Below are 21321 nucleotides of genomic sequence, written 5' to 3'. Positions count from 1 at the left end.
TATCATTGCATGTGTAACGGGTTACATAAAATAAAATGTTTTATATGTTTTTTATTTTCAGCAATATGTAACGGGTTACACATTGCGTGGGATTATATTCTATTCAGAAAGTGGTTTTAATATGGCTACCATTAAGGATGTAGCAAAGCTTGCGAATGTTTCAACGGCTACTGTTTCTCGAGTATTAAATAGTAATGGTTATGTGAATCATTCAACCAAGGTGCGTGTGAATGAATCAATTGAGAAGTTGAATTATCGGCCGAACGATGTAGCGAGAAGCCTTTTTAAAGGACGTTCGAAAATGATTGCATTATTTGTTCCTGATATTATGAATCCGTTCTTTCCTGAGCTCGCACGTGCTGTAGAGGATATGACGAATCGCCACGGCTATACATTTGTGCTTTGTAATACTGATGACAGTATTGAAAAAGAATTGACTTATTTGAACGCGCTGCAACAAAAGTCAGTTGATGGAATTATAGTGGTATCGAGTTCCATAACAAATAACTATTTAAATAAAATTGATACGCCGATAATTGCCCTGGATCGTAAGTTAAGTTCTAGTTTACCATCAGTTACGGTTAATAATCGTGTAGGTGCAAGAGAGGCTGTTCGGCATCTAAAGGCAACGGGATGTAAGCGTATTGCACATTTATGTGGTCCGGATTATGTCAGCAATACAACGCAGCGGATGCGAGGATATTTAGATGAAGTAAAGAATACAGAATGGTTTTTGTCCAGTTATATTGCATCAGGTGAGTACAATTTTGAAAAGGCAATGGAAGCAACTACAACTTTGCTTAAGGCCCATCCAGAAATTGACGGGATATTTGTTGCGAATGATGTGATGGGTGTAGGTGCGCTTAAGGCTGCTGAAGCATTAGGTATACGTGTACCTGAGGAATTATCAATCATTGGATACGATGGAATTGCCCTTGGAAAAACGACCACACCTTCACTTACAACGATGGCACAGCCAATATATGAGATAGGTGCACGTGCTGCCGAAATGTTAATACATCAAATTAATGAACCAGGCTACACACCCCAGAATGAAGAATTGTCTGTGCAACTAATAGAGCGTCAATCAACAAAAGCAAGGAGGTAATCACATGCTTAACAAGCCAACTGTCTGTGTGGTAGGAAGTATTAATATGGATTTAACTGTTTCCACCAAGGAAATGCCGATGCAGGGGGAAACCACTATTGGTGGAGATTTTGCTACCTACCCTGGAGGAAAGGGTGCGAATCAAGCAGTTGCTGCTGCCCGGCTTGGTGCGAGTGTAAACATGATAGGAGCAGTTGGTAATGATCCTTTTGGTGAAACGCTTTTAAAGCATCTTAAATCAGAGGGAGTTTCAGTAAATGGGATTCAGACAATTCCTGATACAGCCACAGGGATAGCAAATATTATTCTGACGGAAAATGATAACCGAATTATAGTTGCATCTGGTGCGAATCGAATGGTAACACCAGCAGTAGTAGAACTTCACCGATCCTTAATTGAAGATAGTGATGTACTTTTACTTCAACTAGAAATTCCATTTGAGACAGTTATGTACGCTACCAGTCTTGCTCATGCATGTAATATTCCAGTGGTTGTTAACCCTGCACCTTATCAAGATTTGCCAATTGAATTATTGGAGAAAGTAACGTATCTAACCCCTAACGAAATTGAAATGGAGTCAATGAAACAGCATGTTAATACTTCTTCTAATATGAAAATCATCACAACATGTGGGGATAGTGGCGTACAATTTTTTGAAGATAATGAAAGAAAATATCTACCAAGTCATCATGTAGAAGTAATAGATACAACTGGAGCAGGTGATACATTCAACGGTGCTCTCGCTCTTAAACTTGGAAATGGCGAGAAACTCAGTGACGCAATTATGTTTGCAAATGCTGCCGCTGCTTTATCCATAACAAAGATTGGTGCACAGGGCGGTATGCCAACAGTGAAGGAAGTAGAAGGATTTTTAAGGGGGCACGTTAAGTAATTGAAGAAGTCAGGCATTCTAAATCGAGAAATTGCAGCAGTACTTGCACGCATCGGACATACAGATACAATTATTATCGCAGATTGTGGACTGCCAATATCAGAAGATGTACAGTGTATTGATCTATCAATTTCACTCGGAACACCAAGCTTCTGGTCAGTGTTACAAGCAGTACTGGATGATATGGAAGTGGAGAACTTGACAATGGCAACAGAAGTTAAGAGTGAAAATCATCAATTGCTTAAAAAAGTTAAAACATCCTATCGAAATATTCCGATTGAGTACGTGTCACACGAGGATTTAAAAGCGGCTATTCCACGTGCAAAGGCTGTGATTCGTACAGGGGAAGCAACACCTTATGCAAATGTCGTATTGCATGCGGGCGTAATTTTTTAAATGAATGGGGTGATAAAAATGACTGTAGCACCTTTTATTGAAATGGAACATATTGATAAATCTTTTTCAGGAAATCAAGTATTAAAAGATGTTCACTTTCAGGTACTACCTGGTGAAGTTCATGCATTAATGGGGGAAAATGGTGCGGGTAAATCGACGTTGGTTAAAGTTTTAACTGGAATTCATGCTCGTGATGATGGATTAATAAAGGTGAAAGGTGAAGAAGTAGATTTTTCAAGTCCAAAACAGGCAGAAAAAGAAGGGATAGTTGTGATCCATCAAGAATTAAATATTATCCCACATTTGACTGTTGCAGAAAACATGTTTTTAGGGAAAGAATTGACGTTTGGTAAAACAGGTATTTTAAATACAAAAGAAATGAAAAAGCAAACAAGAGAAAGCTTACGTAAATTAGGTGTGACAAACATTCAACCGGATGAGTCAGCAGGGGATTTATCAGTTGGAAAACAACAGATGATCGAAATTGCACGTGCCCTGGCAACTGACGCGGAGCTGATTGTAATGGACGAACCTACAGCCGCTTTAACAGAACGAGAAATAGAGAATCTTTTTAAGGTAGTTGAGAATTTGCGGAAAAGAGAAGTAGGAATTATTTATATTTCTCATAGAATGGAAGAAATATTCACCATTTGCGATCGGATAACTGTATTGCGTGATGGTGAGTACGTTGGCACAGAAATTATCTCGGAAACAAGTTTCGACGCGATTGTGAAAATGATGGTAGGTCGAGAACTTGGAGAACGCTTCCCCGTGAGAACCGGAAATATTGGAGATATAGTTTTTGAAGTGAAGGATTTGGAGCGAAAAGGTTTATTCCAGAACATTAATTTCCATGTAAAAAAAGGTGAAATTCTTGGTGTCTCAGGGCTAATGGGAGCTGGTCGAACAGAAATCATGGAGACTGTTTTTGGCTACGATAAGAAAAGTAATGGCAATGTTACATTAGATGGGAGAACACTAGCGATTAGCCATCCACTCGACGCTATTCGTGCGGGTATCGGATTTATTACGGAGGACCGAAAAGCAAAAGGGTTAGTTTTACATTCATCAATCCGTGAAAACATTTCACTTACAAATATGAAAGCGATTTCTAGCAAAGGTGTTATTTCATCGTCAAAAGAGAACACCCTAATTGGCGATTTGATTACTCGCCTTAAGGTGAAAACCACTGGTGGAGAGCAAGAAGTCAAATCCTTAAGTGGTGGTAACCAACAAAAGGTTGTTATCGCAAAATGGCTTGGAATTAATCCCAAACTTCTCATTCTTGATGAGCCAACTCGAGGTGTGGATGTAGGTGCCAAAAAAGAGATTTATACCATTATGAATGAACTAACTGAAAAAGGTGTAGCTATTATCATGATTTCATCAGAACTTCCGGAAATTCTAGGTGTTAGTGATCGTATTATGGTAATCCACGAGGGTAAGATCACACGTACATTTGAACGACATGAAGCCGACCAGGAGAAAATTATGACGGCGGCTACGGGAGGGAGTGAAGCAAAATGAAAAGACTACTAGTTACAAACTTTGCTAAAATTGGTCCATTTATAGGACTCATTCTAATAATGATTATACTAGGTTTTCTAAGTGATGACTTTTTTACATTTGATAATATTTTAAACTTGTTACGCCAGGTTTCGATTAATGCTTTAATTGCATTTGGTATGACGTTTGTTATTTTGACTGCTGGCATTGATTTATCTGTTGGTTCTATTTTGGCGTTAGGCAGCGCACTTACGGCAGGAATGCTGACAAGCGGAATGGACCCACTATTAGCTGTCTTTGTAGGTCTATTGATAGGTTTAGTATTAGGTGCTGTGAACGGTCTCATCATTACTAAAGGAAAAGTGGCACCGTTTATCGCAACTTTAGCAACCATGACTATTTTCAGAGGGGCAACACTTGTATACACAGATGGACGACCGATTACTGGTTTATCTGATAGCTTCACATTTGAAATGATTGGTCGTGGCTATATTTTCGGTATTCCTTTCCCGGTAATAGTGATGCTAGGTGTATTTCTTATATTATTCTTCGTTCTCCGCAAAACAGTTTTTGGAAGACAAGTATATGCAGTCGGGGGAAATGAAGAAGCTTCAACACTTTCAGGAATTAAAGCTGATCGTGTGAAAATCTGGGTATATTCATTAACTGGTATGTTATCTGTATTGGCAGGAATCATTTTAACGAGTCGATTAAATTCTGCACAACCAACCGCTGGATCGATGTATGAGCTAGACGCAATCGCAGCAGTTGTTATCGGTGGTACAAGCTTAATGGGTGGTCGCGGTCGAATCGTTGGTACTTTAATTGGTGCATTGATCATCGGTGTATTAGATAATGGTTTAAACCTGTTGAATGTGTCATCATTTTACCAGCAAATTGTTAAAGGTGGCGTCATTCTACTCGCCGTATTGCTTGATCGACGTTCTAAATAAAGAAGTATGATGATGCTTGATTCGAGCATCTCTTAAATAGGCTCTTTTCGTAAGTTTTGTTGTTATTTAATCCTTGCGAAAAATTGTGTCATAACATACCGCTCCGGAAATACACTACGCGCACCTTAGGGCTTGCGCTGAGCCTCCTCGCTGGAGTCTTCGTATATTTCCTTCGCTAGCACGGCGTTTGGTTGGAGCGTAGGGCAGTCGACTCCTGCTTAGAAAAGCAATAGCTGAAGATCCCGCAGGAACGGTTTTTGCTTCCGAGGAAGCTGAAGCGTTGCCCGCGGAAAGCGACTGTCCGAAGCGGAATCGGGCGTTGCCGCACTACCGTAGTTTATTGATTTTGTAGCAAAAACAACAATCTTTTAGAAACAGCTTTAAATAAAAACTTATAGGAGGAAACACACATGAATAAATGGATTAAGACATTAGGGGTTTTAGCATTATTATTGGTAATTGTCGCAGCTTGCTCAACTGAAAAACCTGGTTCATCAGATGAATCAGAAGAAGCAAGTGATAGTGGATTAGAGGGTAAGTTAAAAATTGGATTATCGATATCTACATTAAACAACCCATTTTTTGTATCGTTGCGTGATGGTGCGGAAGCGGCTGCAAAAGAAGCGGGTTATGAAGTCCTTACTTCAAATGCACAAAATGATGCAGCAACACAGTTAGGCGATATTGAAGATTTATTACAGCAGGAAATAGACGTACTTTTAATAAACCCTACTGATTCAGCAGCTGTGACTTCTGCAATTCAATTGGCAAATGATGCTGGTGTTCCGGTAATCACGGTTGATAGAAGTGCAGAGGGGGGCGAAGTTGTTACACATATCGCTTCAGATAATGTAGCAGGTGGAGAAATGGCAGGGAAATTCATTGCTGAACAACTTGGAGATAGTGGGAATGTAGTCGAATTAGAAGGGATCCCAGGTGCATCGGCAACGCGCGAACGTGGAGAAGGATTCCATAATATTATCGATGCCATTGATGGTATTGAAGTTGTAGCGCAGCAATCAGCTAACTTTGACCGAACAGAAGGTTTAACTGTTATGGAAAACATTATTCAAAGCGTAGACCAGATTGATGCAGTATTTGCTCATAATGATGAAATGGCACTTGGTGCAGTACAAGCGTTAGAATCAAACGGCATGTTAGAGAAAGTTGTCGTAGTAGGTTTTGATGCAACAGATGATGCTCGTGCAGCAGTTAAAGATGGCCGTATGGATGCAACAGTTGCTCAGCAACCAAAACTTATAGGGCAAAAGGCTATTGAGGCGGCAGGAAAAGTCGCTGCTGGAGACAAAGTAGAAGAATTTATTCCAGTTGAATTACAACTTGTAACAGAATAAATAGTCATTGATCAGGTCATCTTATCGGATGGCCTTTTTTGTTGGATCATGTTATGTCAATAATATAAAAAGAAAGCCTTGCCATTCTGAGTTATCTGAAATAAAATAAAAGAAAGAAAATTCAATTTAAAAAGGGTGGCATATGAACATGCAGACAAATGGACAGACATCACTTTCTAATACGTTGGAACGTGCAAGAAGAAATACATTAGGTGATTTACTAGCGCGGACAAGGGATCGGAATCCTAATAAGCTCGCTATTACCTATCAAGAACATCGTCTTTCCTATGCCGATTTGGATGATTTGGTGAATCAGACAGCACACGCTTTTTTGGAAAGAGGAATGCAAAAAGGCGAAATGATTACAGTTATGTCTAAAAATAGCTTGGATTTCGTAGTAGTTAATTTTGCCTTAGCGCGTATAGGAGCTGTAATGATTCCTATCAATTATATGCTTTCAGTAGAAGATGTTCAGTATATTTTAGAGCATGCGAAAGTTAGTGGTTTTATAGCGTCAGAAGAATTCGCTCCAGTTTTGGATAAATCGTCAGAAACACTTGAAATTAAACACCGATACTTAATGGATGTTCCAGCAAATTTTGAAAAAGAGGGAATAGTGTCTGATTGGGAGTTATTGTCAGTTCTGAAGAGAAGTCAGCCTACTGATTTTGTTGACGCTGACCTTGCCGATGATGACCTTGCTCATGTTTTATATACAAGTGGCACAGAGTCACGACCAAAAGGGGTTATGCTCACACATAAAAGCTTAGTAAGTGAGTATGTAAGTTGTATTGTTGATGGGAAGATGGAGGCGCGAGACGTTGCAATTCACGCATTACCGCTTTATCATAGCGCTCAATTACATGTATTTTTAGGGCCGAGTGTTTATATTGGTTCAAGTGGGATAGTTCTTGGTGCTGCTAGTCCTGAAGCGATATTAAAAACAATTGAAGAAGAAGGAGCGACACAGTTATTTTGTCCACCTACAGTTTGGATAGCATTATTGCGTCATCCGGATTTCGATAAAAAAGATCTCTCCACATTGGAGAAATGCTATTATGGCGCTGCTATTATGCCAAGGGAAATCTTAAAAGAATTAGCTGAACGCCTGCCAAACGCAAAGTTTTGGAACTTTTATGGACAAACAGAAGTGTCCCCACTTGCTACAGCGCTGCAACCGGAGGATCAGCTCCGGAAATTAGGTTCAGCCGGAAAAGCCTCATTAAATGTACAGACGAAAATAGTTGATGATGAGGATAATGAAGTCCCACGCAATGAGATCGGGGAGATTGTCCATCGTACACCACATATAATGAAAGGATATTTATATGATCCTGAAAAGACAGCGGAAGCTTTTCGAGGTGGATGGTTCCACAGTGGGGATTTAGGTGTGATGGATGATGAAGGTTATGTCACGATTGTCGATCGGAAAAAAGACATGATCAATACGGGTGGTGTGAATGTTTCCAGCAGAGAAGTAGAAGAAACAATTTATCAGCTGGACGGCGTGTCCGAAGCAGCAGTGGTTAGTATTCCTGATGCATATTGGATTGAGGCCGTCACCGCAATTATTGTACCGAAAAAAGATGCAAGTATTACAAAAGATGATGTTATTAATTTTTGTAAATCCAAATTATCTACATTTAAGGTGCCAAAATATGTGGATTTTGCAGAAACATTGCCTAAGAATCCAAGTGGGAAGGTTTTAAAGAGAGCCCTGCGTGATGAGTATGAGGATCTTGGTGAAAAATAGGATTGCATAAATGAATACAGAAATTGAAACACTACCAAATGGAGGTGTTTCAAGTGAGTGAAAAAAATGACAACTATAATAAGCGAAAAGTAAATTCAAGTGTGAACCCACAAGGTAATACAGAGGATGTGGCAAATCAAAGACCACATTCAGAGTTAGAAGACAGAGCTAAAAAAACGAATACAAAAAGATAACCAAAAAGATAAATGCAATAAATGGGTAAAATTTCTATTGTCATTTTGAGTGGTAAGGTGTAAGATATAAATAAGCTACATTGTTCGTATTAATTTAAGTTTTAACCTCTAACATTATAATAGGGAGTTTTATATAAGAACTGAAATGTCGGGCCTTCAATGAGAGGAAGACAGGAAGGTTTTTGCAAACACCCACTTTGAGGAGTGGTGGTTTAAAACTTTTTATTTGAAATACGGCAATTGTGGCTTATAACTTTTAAAATTAATGAAGACCAGTTTCCTTTTGGGAGCTGGTCTTTTTGCGTTTATTGGATAGGTTTTTTAGTAGCAAAGAAAGCATAAATTTTGGCGATTATATGTCTAGCTCCAGCACCTAAACACACAAGCAGTTCGCTTCCGCACGAGCAAAGCACCCAAACTACACCGCTCTGCTTATGCTTGTCGTGTCTCTCAAGGAGCTTGCGCTTTTTTTAATATATAGTACTTTTGTACTAATTAACTAACCCATTTAGTGAATAGTAATGTCTCTCTACTTTTGAGAAAATCATCATACAAACTTATTGGGTTTGGGTCTAGATTGGTCAGTGTCTCTTCATTAGACTAGTCTAGACTTTTTATATTATTAATAATATTTGGCATAATCATTAACTTCGTATAGAATTTATAGTAACTTATATTTTGAAATAGGGTGCTAAGATGAATCGACAACATCTCATACAACAGAAAGAATCAAACGCAAAAATACTTATGACCATTATATCAATTATTGGGGCTGGGATTGTCCTCTTTTATTCATTCCAGTTACATACTCCTAAAGAACCTATCATTCTAGTGTTATTTGCTGTATTTATAGCAATTTGTGAGTACTATCCCATCCCTGTTTGGAAGGGCAATACTACAATTAATTTCCCTATAGTCTTTACACTTTATCTTACATACGGTCTCGCTTATACCCTGATCATTTATGCAATTACATTATTTGTAGTGAATCTAATTAGTAAACGGCCTTTACGTATTATCCTTTTTAATACAGCCCAATTGGTGTTGAGTTTTTACATTGCTGTTAAGTTAATAAAAATAGTTGAGCCTTACATTTTTTATAATACCGCATTTATTGATGAAGTTTTAAAATATGGCTTACTCCTACTTTCTTTTCATATTTTGAACAATTTAATGGTTGATATTATTTTAGCCTTACGTCCTCAAATCTATCCTTTTCAAGCATGGAAACAAAAATCAATATCAGAATTAAACAGTGCATTTATCTCATTAATTTATGGGTTTACGTTATTTTTACTTGGAAGCCAAAATAGAGGAAATGTTGACTTTTTCTCTTTTTTCTTTTTCTTTTCACCCCTTGTTGGGCTCTCATTACTTAGTGCAGTTATTTTCCGACTCAAAAAGGAGAAAAACAGATTAAAAGCTTTATTTTCCATAACATCAGAATTAAATACGATGGTTCCAACAGAGGATTGGCTGGATAGTATGAAATCAAGATTCCATGCTTTTGTGGATGTAGATGCAAGTGGCTTATGGGTGAGGAAGAATGAAAAGTGGATTAAAAGGTACGCAGAAGGGGGAATCAAAAAAGACTTTGAACTAACTGACGCAGAGATTGAAATTGTTGAAGGCATGAAAAAAACAATTGCTTTTGAGAATCGTAAAATCGATATTGGCATAGGTACAGCTTACTTTGATGTACATATTAAGTCATTTGTGTATGCCCCTCTAATGATAGACAATGAGATTGTAGGTATTTTAATTGTTGGTCGTAGTCGTACAAAAAGTTTTGGTGAGGACGACATAAGTTCAATTGCTACATTTGCTAATCAATTGGCTATTATAATAAAAACAAGAACATTGATTAAAGAACAAGAAAAGAGACTTATTCTTGAGGAAAGAAATCGTATTGCTAGAGAAATTCATGATGGTGTTGCCCAGTCACTTGCAGGTGCGATAATGAGTCTAGAAACAGCAGAACGTAAATTTCAAGCGAAGCCTGATGAGACATTAAAACTAATTTCTGGAAGTATTTCTAAGCTAAGGAACAGCTTAAAAGAGGTACGTGAATCTATTTATGCGCTTAGGCCTTATCCGACAGAACGTGTTGGATTAATTCCAGCAATAACAAAGAAGATAGAAAATATAAATCCAGAATACAATGTTAAGGTGAGTTTTGAAGTTCGTGGAATAGAATGTTCCTTAAGCTCAATGGCTGAAAAGGTGTTATTTGATATTTTTCAGGAAAGCATAACGAATAGTTTGAAACATAGTAAAACGGAAAGTATTGATATTCTGTTAAGCTATCAACCACAACAAATATTCCTGCGAATGAAGGATTATGGTGTGGGATTCTCTCTTTTTCATGAAATGATTAAGGCTGCGGAAAATTCTCATTTTGGAATATTAAATATGAATGAAGTCGTTGAAAAAATTAATGGTACCTTGCAAATAAATAGTAAGGTTGAAGAGGGCACAGAAATTTCCGTTATTATTCCAAAAATGGATTTAGAAGGGGGGGTGAAGGATGATAAAGGTTATGTTAGTTGATGATCATGCTGTACTAAGGGACGGTTTGAAAAACATTATTGAACTGGAAAATGATATTAAAGTTGTAGGAGAAGCGGTTTCAGGCGATGATGCTTTAATTAAGATTGGCCACATTAAACCTGATATTGTTTTAATGGATATTAATTTACCTAATCGAAACGGAATTGAAGTTACTCGAATTTTAAAAGAAGAATTTCCTGCCATAAAAGTTTGTATATTAACGATGCATAGTCATGAAGAATATTTTATGGCAGCCATTCGTGAAGGTGCGGATGGATATATATTAAAAGATGCTCCTTCCGAACAGGTTATAGAAGCAATAAGAACAGTTGCAAATGGAGAGTCTGTTATTCATCCTTCTATGACAAAAAAGTTGTTATCCTTTCACCAACAAAAAAGTGGAATGGAGGATGAAAAATCAGGTGAACTAAGTGAACGTGAAAAAGAGGTGCTAATGTGCTTGCTAGAAGGTTTAAGTAATAAGGAAATTGCCGGAAAACTCTTTATAAGTGATAAGACTGTTAAAATACACGTGAGTAAGATATTTAAAAAATTGAATGTAAAAAGCCGTTCGCAAGTAATTATTCATGCAGTGCAGAATCAACTAGTTCCAATTCCATCATTAAAAGACAAAAAGAATAATTAAGTGCGTAAACTGATTACATGTAATAGAAATTTAAAGATTTTGGCGTTCAAGTTGATAACTTTTCTTCTAAAGTACTAATCTACTAATACTTTTGTATGAGCAAGAAATAGTTCCTTTACTAATTGTTTTTATAACCTTTGCTCAATAGAAAAATTTGCCTTCCTAATTCATAATTAAAGTGATAGAAAATTTAATTAAAATCAGGAGGAGAAGCAATTGAAGAAATTTATTCATTTAATCTTAATAGTAGGCTTAGTGTTCCCACTTTTATTTAGTGGATTGAATAAAGTTAATGCCACGTCAGAGACAGTAACAATTGATCCACTATTACAGCAGGCTATAGAAGATGGTGAGAGTCAATTTGAGGTTATCATTACCTTTTACGGGGATGACAAACCTACAATTGAAAATTTAAACATCTTAGAAAAAAATGGAGTTACAAAAGGAATAACCTTAAGATCTTTACCAATGATAGCAACAGTTATTACAAAAAAGCAGATTGATTCCTTGAAAAGTAATGACACTATCCGTTCCATTTATCTTAATCGTAAACTTTCCTATTATAATTCGGATTCGACCGATCTTACAGGGGTTGATAAAGTTCGAACCGATGAGCAAATGAGAAAACAAAACGGTGGCCTTCCTGTAAGTGGAAAGGGAATTGGGGTTGTTATAAATGATAGTGGTGTAGATGGCACTCATCAAGATCTTGAATATGGCACACATCTAGTGGAAAATGTTATGGCAAATGCAAATTTAAACAGTTTGGCACCAGACCTATTGCCAATAACCTATGTTGAGAATGTGCCAAATACAGATACGAATTCAGGTCATGGTACACATGTTGCTGGTACTGTTGGAGGAACAGGTGAAATGTCTGGTGGATTGTATGAAGGGGTTGCTCCTGGTGCTGATTTAATTGGTTATGGTTCAGGTGCAGCATTATTTATTTTAGATGCTATCGGTGGTTTTGATTATGCCGTTACACACCAGTCTGAATATAATATTCGCGTGATTACAAATTCATGGGGGTCAACGGGGGAGTTTGATCCGAATGATCCTGTAAATATAGCAAGTAAGAAAGCATACGATCGTGGAATTACCGTTTTGTTCGCCGCCGGAAATGCTGGACCAGAGGAAAATACGCATAATCCATACGCAAAAGCACCGTGGGTTATTTCGGTTGCGGCAGGTGAGAAGGATGGTAGTACACTAGCTGATTTTTCTTCACGTGGGACGGAAGGTAAAGGTGGCACATTTGAAATTGACGGGGAAACATGGACGTGGGAAGACAGCCCGACCATAACCGCACCAGGTGTTGATATTATTTCAACAAGAACAGTAGCACCTGTTTCATCATTGGGCGCGGCAAAAGATGCAGAATTGATTGCCCCTGCATATTTACCTTTCTACACAACAATGAGTGGAACTTCTATGGCGACACCGCACGTGGCAGGAATCGTCGCGTTAATGCTGGAAGCAAATCCAGTATTATCTCCTGCTGAGATAAAAGAGATAATACAACTAACAGCAACTGACATGCCAGGTTATGAGGAATGGGAAGCAGGAGCTGGTTATGTGAATGCTTATGAAGCAGTAGATCAGGTTTTTAATGGGGATCAAAATAGTAACGTTAATAAGCGTCATCCCTTAGAGAAATAACGCTATACGTGATAGCAATCCAAGAAAGATCAGTTTCTTAATTGAGACTGATCTTTTTGTATTGTGGGGTATAATCAAAACCTTACATAGTTGATTGCAATTCAGTATTATTTTTAATAGCGCTGATAAGCTATCATATAAAGTGAAGGAGGAAGATAATATGACTTATCAATACGAAGTGATTGACCATGTACAGCTTGCAGCACCGGTAAATAAGGAAAACAAGGCGAGGGCGTTTTTTAAGGATTTGTTAGGCTTTAGGGAAATAGAAAAGCCAAAGATACTACAAAAGAATGGTGGGGTTTGGTTCAGGGGAGGAATGATTCAGCTCCATATTGGAATGGAAGAGAATTTTACTCCTGCGAAAAAAGCCCATCCAGCGTTTCATGTTAAAAATATTGAAGCATTAAAGGAGCATCTGAATGAAAATAATGTATCTTTTTTAGTTGACGACAGGCTTCCTGGTGCAAATAGATTTTACTTAGATGATCCTTTTGGAAATCGCCTCGAATTTTTGGAGTGGATGAATTAATAGTTTTAACTTGTGAGAGCCCATCCCCAATAAATAAGACAACACGCCACCGTTGACGGGTTGCCTTATTTATTAATTGTTTATATAACGTTCAAAAACGTAGCCAAAATCTTTCACACTGTACTTATCCTTATTCTCAACAAGCCAATCAAAAACAGCTTCATTGATTTCTTTAAACTCATCAGACAATTTACTTTCATTGCTTCTACTGTTACTTAAAGTAGAGGAAGCAAAATCAAGGCTTTGTCTAGAGTAGTTAATGTATGTTTCATTATTCTTAATCGTTTCTGTAATCGTGATGAGTGCTTTGTATAAATCCTTAAGTTCGTCTAGGTGATCCTTATGAACATCAATGCTGTGAATGTTTTGGCCCATTTTGAACTGGATTTCGACATCCCTATCCAACGTCCCGGCTGTTTCTAAAGTAACCTCTGAGATGATATTGTAACGGTAATCAAAACGACGAAGCGTGCGTTTTTTGCTTGCCGCACTTGTTCCATCCACATGAATTAATGCTTTGTTTGTGAAACAATATTCATCTGAACGCGATTTAATCAAAAAGAATATTTTTTCGTCATCTTCATGCATGACGTAATCATCTGAGTCAACCTTATCGAAATCTACCGGTTTGATTACTTTTCCAACATCACTAATACCAAGTACATCTGACGCCACTTTTCCAAACATTTTACCAGTCCCCTCATCGAAAAGTTATGAATACATGATTATTGTATCATACAAACTTTTTATTTTTAGTAATGTTACAATTTACTTAATTGTAACCATATTCAGAATATCTTCAGCACCATGTGGCAAAGTCACGACTAGCTTTACACCTATGGATGTCACCGTTCCTGGAAGCTTCGCGATAGCATCCTCCGTACTTGAATAAGGTTCCATGTTATTTATACTGTGCATCCGAGTATTTCTAGACGTTTTTCTTCGGTTTCATCTATGGATTTTTTACCAAAATAATCAACGTCAACATCGTCGGGTGGGAGTCCTTTCATCAAATCCATGGATAACATCCCAAGTTTTGGACCGAACAAATCCTGCGCAAATCCACCAATCTGGTAAGTCTGATGATTATGCTGCTTCTAAGACATCCATCATCCATTCATCCTTGTAAATGCTTCGAATAATATCAGCTTCACTTTCAATTTTATCGTGTATCTCCTCTTTTTTAATGCATGATTTATCGTAATAGTATATCACCCTGTTTAGAAAAAAACTAAGCCCCTATCATTGACAGTACGGTCACAACTTCCATATAATTCTTATCATGCAGATTAATCTACAACTGAAAAAAGCGCACATGAAGAGGAGGGGAAAGTCTTGAAAAAGGATTATTCAGGGGATTTAAAAAATATAAATAAGTTTCCAATCGTTGCAGTGTTACTCTCTGGCGCTTTTATTGCTATTCTAAATCAATTATTATTAGCTACGGCAATTCCACATATTATGGAAGATTTGAACCTAACGGAAAATACAGCTCAATGGGTAACGACCATTTTTATGTTAGTGAATGGCATCATGATACCTATTACAGCTTTTTTGATTGAGACATTTACAACACGTAAGTTATTTTTAACGGCAATGATCATTTTTGCAGTGGGTACACTCGTTTGTGCACTCTCTCCAAATTTTGCTGTCTTAATGATAGGAAGGATTATCCAAGCCTCCGGGGCCGGAATTATGTTGCCATTAATGATGACAATATTTTTATTGATTTTCCCTATTGAAAAACGTGGGTCCGCGATGGGAATGGTAGGACTGGTTATTTCGTTTGCTCCTGCAATTGGACCAACATTATCTGGGTGGATTGTTCAGCATTATCCATGGAGATATTTGTTTTATATTATTTTGCCATTTGCAATTATTGATATAATTATCGCATATTTTGTGATGAAAAATGTCACAACAAGAACCTTTCCTAAGGTAGATTATTTATCTATTGTGTTATCTACACTTGGTTTCGGTGGTTTATTATATGGGGTTAGTAGTGCAGGTAATTACGGATGGACAAGTTTTTATGTGATGTTATCACTTTTAATTGGTGCAATTTCACTTACCGCTTTTATAACCAGACAGTTTAAGTTGAAACAACCGATTTTAGAGTTTCGTGTATTTAAGTACAAAGTGTTTACCATTACGACTGTGATTGGAATGATTGCATTTATTGGGCTCATTGGCGCAGAAACAATGCTTCCAATATATATGCAAAATATGGCTGGCTTTACAGCGATTGAATCTGGAATTATGATTATGCCCGGAGCATTGTTGATGGGATTCATGTCACCAGTAACAGGAAGAATATTTGACAAAATTGGTGCCCGTTGGCTAGTCATTACCGGTTTGACGATTGTAACAGTGACTTCCTTTTTGTTTACTGATCTAACAGCTAACACGTCATTGACCTATTTAACCGTTGTTTTTGCTATTCGGATGTTTGGTATTTCCATGGTGATGATGCCTGCGACGACTGCTGGACTTAACCAGTTACCAAACAGGCTTATACCACATGGTACAGCGATGAACAACACAATGCGTCAAGTAGCTGCATCAATTGGTACAGCCGTTCTGATTACGATTATGACAGCCTCAGCACTTAGCTCGGGAGACCCAAGTGGACTTATCCATGGAGTTAATATTGCTTTTTATGTGGTGACAGCCCTAACCTTTATTGGGCTAATTTTATCTTTCTTTATAAAAGGAACGACACCGGCTCAGGAACGAGAAGCAATGGCACGGGAAGAAAGGAACGCATAAAAAAAGTATAAAATTTTAGCGATTATCGGTCTAGCTCCAGCGCCTTGAAAAACGCTCGAGACATAAGCAGTTCGCTTCCGCGCGAGCAAAGCACCCACACTGCACGCTCTGCTTATGCTTGTCGTGTCTTTCAAAGCGCTCTGAGCTTTTCTTATTCTCAAGAAACCTTTTTATAAATAAGTAATTGTTTTCGATTCCCAAGTGATGATACTACACTATGTAAGATCATTCCTGCCACAACTAATCCCATCCCAATGAATGAAATACCACTTGGTAACGGTGCACTCAACAGTAGTAGCTCGCCAAATAGGGCAAAGATAACTTCCCCAGACTGAGTTGCTTCAATTGCTGCAAGCTTGTGATTATCATGATTGACAAGTTCAGTAGCGTAGAAAAATAATACGGTTGCAATAACACCGGATGAAACGGCCACTATAAATGTTTGTAAAACTTGACTTGAACTAGGCACACCCTGTGTTGCCATTCCATAGATAGATAAGAAAATCCAAAATGGCATGCTTGCAATTGTCATCCCCAAAATACGTTGGAACGTGTTTAATTGACCATTCACAACCTGCATCATTTTACGATTTCCAAGTGGAAAGGCAAATGCAGAAATAATAATAGGAATTACACATAATATAACATTAATGATGGGTACTGATGACGCGTGTTCTGACTGCATGAGAAAGACACCAGTAAGTATTACCAACGATATAAGTATACTTTGCATTGGTATTCGCTGTTTCCTTTTCTTATTTAAAAATGGTACGAGCAGGGAACCCGCAATAATCGTAATTTGAAAAGTTGCTGCGACAAGCCAGCCTGGTCCATAAATAGTTGCAAATGTAAGTGGTGCATAAAACAATCCAAATCCAACTGTACTCCATATGATCCATGGAAGTGGTTGGTTTTTAATATGTGTAAACACAGGTCTGACATTTCGTTTATAACCAACTATTATGAGCAACAGGGGAAGCATGAAGAAAAAGCGTAACGTAGCGCTCCATACCCAACTCCCACCATCAAGTTCCATTGCACGGTTTAATACAAATGTAACAGAGAAAAATAAAGCAGAAAGAATTCCAATTAACGTTGCCTTCATTATGTCACCTCAAATTCATTTGAACTTTACTCATGTAATCATATCAAATTATCACTTCTTTCGGATAGATGTTTTCATGCATAAATCGTTAGTCTTTTCGAAAAACTAACTGTATAAAAGGAAAGGAGAGAATAAGTATGTCAAAAAATCCAAAAGGTCCAAAGCAACAGGAAGAACCGAATTTACCGAAAAGTCCCAAGCAACCATATGGCGAACCGCTAAGTGGCTCGCATAAAGTGAAAAACAAGAATCATTCGAGGCAGAAAAATAACGCATCACATGATATGTAAAAAATAGTAAAGGCAGTCTGATGGCTGCCTTTTTATAGTGGGATATACTATGAGTATTGAAAACAAACCATATAATGCGAGATAATAAATATTGAAATAAGAAGGGTGGGGATATAATGTCAACCAAACTCATTGGTCTTGATCCAATAATTTCAGATGACCCGGCAGTATTAATCGTTGGTTCCATGCCTAGTGTTATATCTTTGGAAAATCAACAATATTACGGAAATCCGCGCAATCACTTCTGGGATATTTTATTTCTGTTGTTTAATCAAAAAGCTTTTACAAATTATCAAGAAAGAATCACATTTGTAAAACAAAATCATCTTGCATTATGGGATGTAATTGGTGCGTGCTATCGCGAAGGCAGCCTGGATAGCAACATTATAGAAGAAGAGCCAAATGATATTCCCGGGTTACTTGAGAGGCATCCGACCATCCGACTCATTGCCTGCAATGGGACAAAGTCTTTTCAAACGTTGAAGAGAAATAGTAATCTGGAAAAGCTAGGTCATGTGGATGTTATCAAATTACCATCAACAAGCCCAATCCCTGGAAGGTATACGAAACCCCTTGCTGGAAAAGTGGAAGAATGGAAGCAAATTTTGGAGTATCTAAGGTGAGGTTTTTCTTTGACCTTAGAAAATTACTGTTAAAAAAAACCAAAATAAAATGCTTGGACATAGAAATATTCCAAGCATTTTAGTAACTATTTTATTTTAATCACGATTTTTCCTTTTGCGTGATGGGATTCACTTAACGTATGTGCCTCTTGTAAGCCCTCTTGACTAAAAGAGAACGTGTGGCCAACATTAGTTTGCACTTCTTCTCTTTTAATTAGATTGCCAATTTCTGCAAGTTGCTTGCCATCTGGTTCTAACCAATGAAATCCTGCAGTGATACCTTTTGATTCAGCTACTTTTTCGTCTGGTGGCTGAACAATTGATACTAATTTTCCACCTTTTTTTAATACGTCAAAGCTTTTCTCCTGAATCACACCACCCATGGTATCTAAGACGATGTCAAAGTCTTTAATCACATCTTCAAAGTTTTCTTTCTTATAGTTAATAAACTCATCCACTCCAAGTTCCTTTAAAAACGCTTCATTTTTTCCGCTGGCAGTAGAAGCTACGTACGCCCCAAAACTTTTGGCAATTTGAACAGCAAAGCTTCCGACACCACCTGAACCAGCATGAATTAACACTTTGTCATCTGATTTTATATTGGAGAAGTCAACGAGACATTGCCAAGCAGTAAGTCCTGCTAAAGGGACGGATGCTGCTTCTGAAAAAGAAAGGTTTTCAGGCATTTTTGCTAAAAGCGTTTCATCCACTGATGTAAATTCAGCATACGTGCCACCAGCTGTTGTCTCAGGCCTAGCAAACACACGATCGCCAATTTGGAAGTTTGTGACGTTCGCTCCAACTTCTTTAATGACTCCTGCGGCATCCCATCCTAAAATTATCGGAAATTCAAATGGAAGTTTTTCTTGTAAATAGCCTTCGCGTAACTTCCAATCGATTGGATTAATAGATGTTGCATGCAGTTCCAGTAATACTTGATTTTCATCTATAGTAGGCATGGGAACTTCTTTTTCAATTAACTGATCGGAGGAACCATATGCTTCAATAATAATTGCTTTCATTTAATGAAACCTTCTTTCTGTGTATAAAAGCTGTAAATAGGGTAGGGTTTAGTAATTACCTATATAAGTTATGATAAACCAACTATTTTTACTTTCCCAATATATTTACTTTCCCAATATATTGCTTTTCTAATCATTGGTAACAATGGGTATTTAGATGATGTCGAAAATTGGTGGAAATTAAGGAAGGTTAATGTATAATTAAATGAAAGCTTGCATGTAATAGGGATGTTACGTAGCAATTATCTTAATATCAAGATAGATAAGGCATTTTAATTATTTAGTTGTTTTTTCAAAATGAATGAATAGAATAAAAAGGTGAGCCGGAAAAAGGAGTCGTAAGCTGCAACTTACGACCCTGAACAGATTACTGCAAGGTGCGACGGCTTCATACTTTGGGATTGAAAAAAGTAATCATCCAGTATCTATGGGGTACTTACTTTTTTTCACGGCTGTTCACAATTAACAACACAAGCGTCGAGAACATTAGCATCAACTCTAGGACCTTGTCAATTGGTATCACGCGCTTCATCCCCCTTTCTTTTAAGGGGTTAAGCCGCCAATGTAAGAGATGGTTCCCTTACAGCCATTTTCGAAGCTCACCTGCATAACCTGTACATTCCATTATACAATATTAGAATTAAGAAATGTTGTAATTGTTAAAAAATGGTACAATGTTCACAGAAGTCTGTCTTTTTAAAAAAGTTTATTTTAACCTGAAAAGTTTTCTGCAAGTGCAGAAAACTTTCGTCATATTATCTGATTTTAATATGTTTACTACGATCATGCTTATATTTTCGATAAAAGTTAAGCATTGGCTCAATCGTATCTTTTAAATCTGGGCAGACAATTCCAGAACCTTGTAAATCGGCTACAGCTTGAGAGCAATCATAGGAAGATTTGAACTCGAAATAATCAAGCGCTTCTTTTTCTACTTGTAGCCATTTTCGGATAGGTGCAATGGACAACGCTTTTTTGGCTATAGTAAGCGGTACTTGCCCGACTGGTGTTTTGCCTAAATAGTGTTCAGAAAGCAATTTGTGTATATCTTTCATTTTATATGGGTTCGGATCTGTTAAATGATAGGTCTTTCCCTGTCCAATAGGCATTATAGCTAAATAACTAACGGCTTTCAGTACATAATCTGACGAGACAAAGTTCCCCTCCGGTTCCCCATCACCCAGATATGTCATGACTGGCAGATAACGGAGGTGTTCAAGAAAGTTAAGCATAAAATATATTCCATCAAATTTGATTGTCTCTCCAGTTTCAGAATTTCCTTTTACAATGCCAGGTCTGATAATGGTGGTTGGAATGGAATTCTTCAAATCATTCACTAATAATTCTGCTTCGTATTTGGTCTGTTCATAATGATTTTTAAACGATTGTCCCTCTATAAGTTCATGTTCATAAATTTTTCCTTCACGGGCTCCAGAAACATACGCAGTACTAAAGTAAATATAGCGTGAGAGCTTGTCTAAAGTTTTCACCCAATTATTTACGTTCTGTGTTCCATTTACATTGACATCAAATGCAATATCTTTAGGTACTGCTAGATCATAAATGGCTGCTAGATGAAAGACATGGGTGACAGAATTCTGTAAGGATTGATTAGCAGTTTCAGAGATCGCCAGTCCTTGTTTGGTGATATCTCCTACAACAATGGAGAAAAAGTTCTCAGGTATAGAATTTTTCTGGGCGAAACTTTTAATTTTCTCGTTCGCTTTACATTCCTGATTGGGTAGTACGAATAAATAGATGTGTTCGATGTTCTGTTGGTGATCGTGGATAAGTTGACGAATTAAACTTGTCGCTAGAAAGCCTGGATATCCTGTCATGAAATAAGTATTTTTCATACAAATGCCTCCTAATTGTAAAACCATTTGTTGTTATTATAATGGAAAGACAGGAGATTTAATAGTTAATTAATTTGAGTAGTAAACGTTTTTTGGTGCTAACATAAAC

At 37.4% G+C, this 21321-nt stretch carries 20 protein-coding genes, 1 other RNA gene and 1 pseudogene; 16 read left to right on the top strand and 6 right to left on the bottom strand.

All coding sequences use genetic code 11. The annotated features are described in order from the left end of the window. Window positions 1-121: 121 nt before the first annotated feature. From AC3G7N_RS09560 to AC3G7N_RS09500, 13 genes are all read left to right on the top strand, one after another. Entirely contained in the window at window positions 122-1108 is a 987-nt protein-coding gene (locus AC3G7N_RS09560) for a LacI family DNA-binding transcriptional regulator (RefSeq protein WP_489421929.1), read from the top strand. A gap of 4 nt (window positions 1109-1112) precedes the next feature. Continuing rightward, window positions 1113-2000: a ribokinase gene (gene rbsK / locus AC3G7N_RS09555; protein WP_489421928.1), complete on the top strand. Its 888-nt coding sequence runs from the start codon at window positions 1113-1115 to the stop codon at window positions 1998-2000. Beyond that, a complete protein-coding gene (gene rbsD / locus AC3G7N_RS09550; protein WP_489421927.1) occupies window positions 2001-2396 on the top strand; it encodes a D-ribose pyranase in 396 nt (131 codons plus the stop codon). A gap of 18 nt (window positions 2397-2414) precedes the next feature. Then, window positions 2415-3923 (top strand): sugar ABC transporter ATP-binding protein, encoded by a 1509-nt coding sequence (locus tag AC3G7N_RS09545; RefSeq protein ID WP_489421926.1) that lies wholly within the window; start codon window positions 2415-2417, stop codon window positions 3921-3923. After that, a complete protein-coding gene (locus tag AC3G7N_RS09540) occupies window positions 3920-4855 on the top strand; it encodes an ABC transporter permease subunit (protein WP_489421925.1) in 936 nt (311 codons plus the stop codon). The genes AC3G7N_RS09545 and AC3G7N_RS09540 overlap by 4 nt, the downstream gene beginning before the upstream one ends. A gap of 410 nt (window positions 4856-5265) precedes the next feature. Further along, window positions 5266-6210: a ribose ABC transporter substrate-binding protein RbsB gene (gene rbsB, locus AC3G7N_RS09535; RefSeq protein ID WP_489421924.1), complete on the top strand. Its 945-nt coding sequence runs from the start codon at window positions 5266-5268 to the stop codon at window positions 6208-6210. Between the two features lie 148 nt (window positions 6211-6358). Continuing rightward, window positions 6359-7963, top strand: coding sequence for a fatty acyl-CoA synthetase (locus AC3G7N_RS09530; RefSeq protein ID WP_489421923.1), 1605 nt, complete (start codon window positions 6359-6361; stop codon window positions 7961-7963). Window positions 7964-8016: 53 nt separating this feature from the next. Continuing rightward, complete coding sequence (gene sspL / locus AC3G7N_RS09525) at window positions 8017-8157, top strand: small, acid-soluble spore protein L (protein ID WP_489421922.1); 141 nt, start codon at window positions 8017-8019, stop codon at window positions 8155-8157. A gap of 69 nt (window positions 8158-8226) precedes the next feature. After that, window positions 8227-8410, top strand: a non-coding RNA gene (ssrS, locus tag AC3G7N_RS09520) — 6S RNA. A gap of 443 nt (window positions 8411-8853) precedes the next feature. After that, entirely contained in the window at window positions 8854-10707 is a 1854-nt protein-coding gene (locus AC3G7N_RS09515) for a GAF domain-containing sensor histidine kinase (protein ID WP_489421921.1), read from the top strand. Further along, a complete protein-coding gene (locus tag AC3G7N_RS09510) occupies window positions 10685-11353 on the top strand; it encodes a response regulator (RefSeq protein ID WP_489421920.1) in 669 nt (222 codons plus the stop codon). The genes AC3G7N_RS09515 and AC3G7N_RS09510 overlap by 23 nt, the downstream gene beginning before the upstream one ends. Before the next feature lie 216 nt (window positions 11354-11569). Next, the gene (locus tag AC3G7N_RS09505; RefSeq protein WP_489421919.1) at window positions 11570-13015 is read left to right on the top strand and encodes a S8 family serine peptidase; all 1446 of its coding nucleotides are present in this window, start codon (window positions 11570-11572) and stop codon (window positions 13013-13015) included. 160 nt (window positions 13016-13175) lie between these two features. After that, window positions 13176-13547, top strand: coding sequence for a VOC family protein (locus tag AC3G7N_RS09500; protein ID WP_489421918.1), 372 nt, complete (start codon window positions 13176-13178; stop codon window positions 13545-13547). Window positions 13548-13619: 72 nt separating this feature from the next. Here the strand turns inward: AC3G7N_RS09500 and AC3G7N_RS09495 are convergent, their stop codons facing one another. The 3 genes and pseudogenes from AC3G7N_RS09495 to AC3G7N_RS09485 form a co-directional block, all read right to left on the bottom strand. Then, entirely contained in the window at window positions 13620-14234 is a 615-nt protein-coding gene (locus tag AC3G7N_RS09495) for a PH domain-containing protein (protein ID WP_489421917.1), read from the bottom strand. An 81-nt stretch (window positions 14235-14315) separates the two neighbouring features. After that, window positions 14316-14570: pseudogene (locus AC3G7N_RS09490) on the bottom strand (nucleotidyltransferase family protein). 63 nt (window positions 14571-14633) lie between these two features. Continuing rightward, window positions 14634-14762 (bottom strand): hypothetical protein, encoded by a 129-nt coding sequence (locus tag AC3G7N_RS09485; protein WP_489421916.1) that lies wholly within the window; start codon window positions 14760-14762, stop codon window positions 14634-14636. A 120-nt stretch (window positions 14763-14882) separates the two neighbouring features. On the opposite strand from AC3G7N_RS09485, the gene AC3G7N_RS09480 reads away from it, so the two are divergent. Next, window positions 14883-16316 carry an MDR family MFS transporter gene (locus tag AC3G7N_RS09480; protein WP_489421915.1) on the top strand — a complete coding sequence of 478 codons (1434 nt, stop codon included), beginning with the start codon at window positions 14883-14885 and terminating at the stop codon, window positions 16314-16316. Window positions 16317-16473: 157 nt separating this feature from the next. On the opposite strand, the gene AC3G7N_RS09475 is transcribed toward AC3G7N_RS09480, so the two are convergent. After that, window positions 16474-17421: a DMT family transporter gene (locus AC3G7N_RS09475; RefSeq protein WP_489421914.1), complete on the bottom strand. Its 948-nt coding sequence runs from the start codon at window positions 17419-17421 to the stop codon at window positions 16474-16476. Between the two features lie 137 nt (window positions 17422-17558). Here AC3G7N_RS09475 and AC3G7N_RS09470 point away from each other — a divergent pair, with 137 nt between their 5' ends. Then, window positions 17559-17711: a small acid-soluble spore protein P gene (locus AC3G7N_RS09470; protein WP_489421913.1), complete on the top strand. Its 153-nt coding sequence runs from the start codon at window positions 17559-17561 to the stop codon at window positions 17709-17711. Window positions 17712-17827: 116 nt separating this feature from the next. Beyond that, a complete protein-coding gene (locus AC3G7N_RS09465; RefSeq protein WP_489421912.1) occupies window positions 17828-18334 on the top strand; it encodes a DNA-deoxyinosine glycosylase in 507 nt (168 codons plus the stop codon). A gap of 86 nt (window positions 18335-18420) precedes the next feature. On the opposite strand, the gene AC3G7N_RS09460 is transcribed toward AC3G7N_RS09465, so the two are convergent. Both AC3G7N_RS09460 and AC3G7N_RS09455 read right to left on the bottom strand, forming a co-directional pair. After that, window positions 18421-19356, bottom strand: a complete 936-nt coding sequence (locus AC3G7N_RS09460; RefSeq protein ID WP_489421911.1) for an NADP-dependent oxidoreductase — start codon at window positions 19354-19356, stop codon at window positions 18421-18423. Between the two features lie 755 nt (window positions 19357-20111). Continuing rightward, complete coding sequence (locus tag AC3G7N_RS09455; RefSeq protein ID WP_489421910.1) at window positions 20112-21212, bottom strand: SDR family oxidoreductase; 1101 nt, start codon at window positions 21210-21212, stop codon at window positions 20112-20114. Between the last annotated feature and the right edge of the window lie 109 nt (window positions 21213-21321).

The sequence above is a fragment of the Virgibacillus carmonensis genome (assembly GCF_057836705.1).
This window is presented reverse-complemented; position numbering and strand designations above follow the sequence as displayed.

Coding starts and splice junctions, on each gene's coding strand:
- AC3G7N_RS09560 (WP_489421929.1), top strand. CDS start 122: ATGGCTACCATTAAGGATGTAGCAAAGCTTGCGAATGTTTCAACGGCT.
- rbsK (WP_489421928.1), top strand. CDS start 1,113: ATGCTTAACAAGCCAACTGTCTGTGTGGTAGGAAGTATTAATATGGAT.
- AC3G7N_RS09545 (WP_489421926.1), top strand. CDS start 2,415: ATGACTGTAGCACCTTTTATTGAAATGGAACATATTGATAAATCTTTT.
- AC3G7N_RS09540 (WP_489421925.1), top strand. CDS start 3,920: ATGAAAAGACTACTAGTTACAAACTTTGCTAAAATTGGTCCATTTATA.
- rbsB (WP_489421924.1), top strand. CDS start 5,266: ATGAATAAATGGATTAAGACATTAGGGGTTTTAGCATTATTATTGGTA.
- AC3G7N_RS09530 (WP_489421923.1), top strand. CDS start 6,359: ATGCAGACAAATGGACAGACATCACTTTCTAATACGTTGGAACGTGCA.
- AC3G7N_RS09515 (WP_489421921.1), top strand. CDS start 8,854: ATGAATCGACAACATCTCATACAACAGAAAGAATCAAACGCAAAAATA.
- AC3G7N_RS09510 (WP_489421920.1), top strand. CDS start 10,685: ATGATAAAGGTTATGTTAGTTGATGATCATGCTGTACTAAGGGACGGT.
- AC3G7N_RS09500 (WP_489421918.1), top strand. CDS start 13,176: ATGACTTATCAATACGAAGTGATTGACCATGTACAGCTTGCAGCACCG.
- AC3G7N_RS09495 (WP_489421917.1), bottom strand. CDS start 14,234: ATGTTTGGAAAAGTGGCGTCAGATGTACTTGGTATTAGTGATGTTGGA.
- AC3G7N_RS09475 (WP_489421914.1), bottom strand. CDS start 17,421: ATGAAGGCAACGTTAATTGGAATTCTTTCTGCTTTATTTTTCTCTGTT.
- AC3G7N_RS09470 (WP_489421913.1), top strand. CDS start 17,559: ATGTCAAAAAATCCAAAAGGTCCAAAGCAACAGGAAGAACCGAATTTA.
- AC3G7N_RS09465 (WP_489421912.1), top strand. CDS start 17,828: ATGTCAACCAAACTCATTGGTCTTGATCCAATAATTTCAGATGACCCG.
- AC3G7N_RS09460 (WP_489421911.1), bottom strand. CDS start 19,356: ATGAAAGCAATTATTATTGAAGCATATGGTTCCTCCGATCAGTTAATT.
- AC3G7N_RS09455 (WP_489421910.1), bottom strand. CDS start 21,212: ATGAAAAATACTTATTTCATGACAGGATATCCAGGCTTTCTAGCGACA.